We start from the raw sequence: 3,220 nt of genomic DNA, 5'->3' as shown, positions 1-3,220 counted from the left end.
CCGCCTGCTCCGATTGCTACCGGCCGGAGCGACCCTTGCCGGGAGGGACTTGCACCCTCTCAAGAATTGTGCCTTTCCACGGCACACGATTGCTTCGTCGCAAGGGCTCCTCGCAATGACGGTGGAAGATTCTAAAGGATCAGGCTTCGCGAGGCGCGCGAGCGCGCGGCTCCCACGATCATCCAGCGCCTCGACCAGGACTCGCTTTTTGCCGGCCTCAATCATTGTTGCCGGCGCACCCGGCCGCGGCCGCCGTGGAGGACGTGCTTGGCTCGATTGGCGACGCCTGCCCGGAGTGCCCGCCGGAGACGTGAGCCGCTATCCGATAAGGTTCCGCGCCGTCTGAAGGCCGCTCGCCAGCGCCGCTTCGACCGTGCCCATGTCCCGCCCGCGGTAGAGTGCTTCGCCGGAAAAGAAAATCGCGCTGCCATCATTTCTTGAAAGCACCGCCTGCGCGGCGCGCGTCAGTGGCGTCGCGTAAGAGTAGGCTCCGCGCGCGAGAGGATCGTGCGCCCAATTGATCGCCCGCGCCGCGACCAATTTCCGTATCAATTGCCTTGGCTCGAAGCCGAAGATTTCGGCGAGCGATGAGATCCCTGCCTCTATCAATTCAGGCTCGCCGAGGCCGGCCATAGCTTCCGTCTTTGGACCCCCGAACCAGCCCGTGAGCACAGGGTGATCGGCGGGATGCTGCGTCCACCACACCGGGATCCTTGCACCCGAAATCAGGAAGGTCAGGTCGGCGAGATCCATGCGCCTTTCGACCCACCAACGGGTCTCAAAGCGCAGCAGGATCTTGATGACGTTGCCGAAGCCGATGTGTGCAGCAGCTTTGGCCCTCTCGCGTTCCGTCGCAGGAAGCGCGATCCCCTGCAGGAGAGCAAGAGGCACCGTGAGGACTACGGCATCGCACGCATGAGCGTCGCCGTTGGCACAACGGACCACGCCCCTGCCATTATCCGCTTCGACGGCGGAGGCAGCCGAGCCCAGATGGATCGCAACCCCATTGTTGCGACACTCCGCGGTCAAGAATTCGACGAGGGCGCCATAGCCACCGGCAATGCGCGCTTGCGTGCTCCGGCCGCCATCCATCCATTCGTCGCGAAGCGCCAATGTGCTGGCCCGCTCCGGATCGGCCGCATCGTAGCCCTCGACCATCCGCTCGATGGAATGCCGTAACCGATCGTACTTCGGGCCGGCGAAATGCCGCCGCAGGAATTCGGCGACCGTCAGATCGTCCTTCAGTTCCTGCAGCGCCTGGTGGAGATCTGCCGCATAAGTATCTTGAGATTTCTCCTGCGAGAACTTCCCGTCCTCAAACCTCCATTGCCGGCCCTGGATCGGAAGCAGGGAAAGCCCGGATTCGCGCAACAGGCTTCGCGTGACGGGCGCCTCGCCATGGACGAATTCGGCACCGGCTTCTGCCGGGTAACCGAACTCGGCAAAGGGAAGCGGATGGATGCGTCCGCCGCACCTGTCTCGCGCTTCCAGGACCGTCACCTTCCTGCCCGCAAGTGAGAGTTCGCGGGCGGCCATCAGGCCTGCAGCGCCTGCGCCGATGACGACGATGTGCTCTGGGTGGATCACCGGCCGGTCTCCGCCTGAATATTCCCATTCTGGATCGCGTACCGCAGCAGCATGGCGCCGCCTTCCAAAGCCCGGCTGCTCTCCAGCGTCATCGCCGTGATGGGGGCTCGGCGATCGCCGTCCGCATCGGTGGAGTCGAAGACGCTCGGGGCACCCTTCGCGCCATCCACGGCTGGACACAGAATCAAATTGAGCTCGTCGACCAATCCCGCGCGCAGAAAGGCACCGTTGGTACCGCCTCCCCCCTCCAGCAGCAGCCGCTTCACGCCGAGTTCGCGATTGAGGATGTCGAGCGCGAGGGCGAGATCGAGCTCCGACTTTCCGGCGAAGATGTAGGACAGCCCCTCATTGCGTAGCCCCACCAAATGCGCATCCGAAACTGCCTCGGACAAGACGGCAACGATGGGATCGCCACCGATATCCGAACGGCCCCAGCCGATCTTGCCGTGAGCGTCGAGCACAACGCCATAGGCCGCCGCTTGGCGTCGCGCGAACCAAGGCTCGCGCGGCAAGGACTCGTTCGTCGATGCGGGATACGGCTTGCCCTTGGCAAACTCCTGGCCGGTGACGCGGCCGACCAGCCATGCATCGCCCGCCAGTTCGTCATGCACACGTTCGAACAGTTCTGCGGTTGATCCCTTGGGACGCCAACGACTGTGGAGCGTCCGACCGTCCACACTGCTGGCCATAAGACAGATGACGCGCGGTTTCATGCTAGTCCCTCGTTGGATGATGCTGGACCCGATGGCCTCCTGAACGGCTTGACCCTACGTGAACGAAAAAAGAACATCAGGCAAGTCGGCCGCATTCGAAAGGCCTGCTCCCGGAGGAGATAGTATGCCACCGCGCCTACAGCCGACCAATGGTTTCAAATCGGGTTCACCTCTGACTGTTAAAAGGTGGAGCAATCATGAACCAGATCGACTGCCGCACCATGCCGACAGCTATAGGCGCGGCACTCGCCTGCCATGCCGACATGGCCACTTGCTTCGAAGCGCCGCTCTTCAGCGCCGCTGCGTGAAGAACCTTGTGCAGCAGCTTCCATTGATTATTTGATCTCTTCGTCGGGCCGGAGGGAGCCGCGCATGATCCGAGCGGCGGTCTTGAAAATAATCTTGCTCGCCAGCCTGCTGTGCGGGCTCATGCTGCCGCCGGCGCAGGCCGAGGTTCGCATCCTGGCCAGCCCCGGCGGTGAGGTCGGACCGTTCCTGGATTTATTCGAGCGCGTGCGCGATTCCGGCCAACGCGTGGTGATCGATGGCCCGTGCCTGTCGGCCTGCACGCTGGTACTTAGCCTGGTGCCGGGCGAACGCATCTGCGTGACGCGACGCGCCATCCTCGGGTTTCATGCCGCGCGCTCGGTCGACCGGCGCGGCCGCATGCACGTCGAGCCGGAAGCTTCCGAACTGGTGATGGAGGCTTATCCTGTGGCGGTGCAGGGCTGGATTCGCCGCCACGGCGGATTGACCTCGCGGCTATTGCTGCTGCGCGGGCGCGAACTCACCGCGATCTATCGCGCGTGCCGGTGAGGCTCAACCAGCCATCGGGGCGCTGTAGCAAGGGTGGGCAAAGGCGCTGTTTGCGCCGTGCCCGCCGCCTCCATGAAATGCTGCGCACGCTCATTGCATCATAG

The 3,220-nt window shown here is 63.7% G+C and carries 3 protein-coding genes; 1 reads left to right on the top strand and 2 read right to left on the bottom strand.

Annotated elements, in window-relative coordinates; translation table 11 throughout:
* Positions 1–318: 318 nt before the first annotated feature.
* A complete protein-coding gene (locus ABSG20_RS33285; protein ID WP_423868687.1) occupies positions 319–1,587 on the bottom strand; it encodes a flavin monoamine oxidase family protein in 1,269 nt (422 codons plus the stop codon).
* A complete protein-coding gene (locus ABSG20_RS33280) occupies positions 1,584–2,300 on the bottom strand; it encodes a dihydrofolate reductase family protein (protein WP_423868686.1) in 717 nt (238 codons plus the stop codon). The genes ABSG20_RS33285 and ABSG20_RS33280 overlap by 4 nt, the downstream gene beginning before the upstream one ends.
* Positions 2,301–2,672: 372 nt before the next feature.
* On the opposite strand from ABSG20_RS33280, the gene ABSG20_RS33275 reads away from it, so the two are divergent.
* The gene (locus tag ABSG20_RS33275; RefSeq protein WP_423868685.1) at positions 2,673–3,116 is read left to right on the top strand and encodes a hypothetical protein; all 444 of its coding nucleotides are present in this window, start codon (positions 2,673–2,675) and stop codon (positions 3,114–3,116) included.
* Positions 3,117–3,220 lie beyond the last annotated feature (104 nt).

The sequence above is a fragment of the Bradyrhizobium sp. genome, assembly GCF_049512235.1.
In the GTDB taxonomy this organism is placed as follows: domain Bacteria; phylum Pseudomonadota; class Alphaproteobacteria; order Rhizobiales; family Xanthobacteraceae; genus Bradyrhizobium.
Note: the sequence above shows the minus strand (reverse complement) of the source record. Positions and strands in the feature narration are given on the sequence as shown.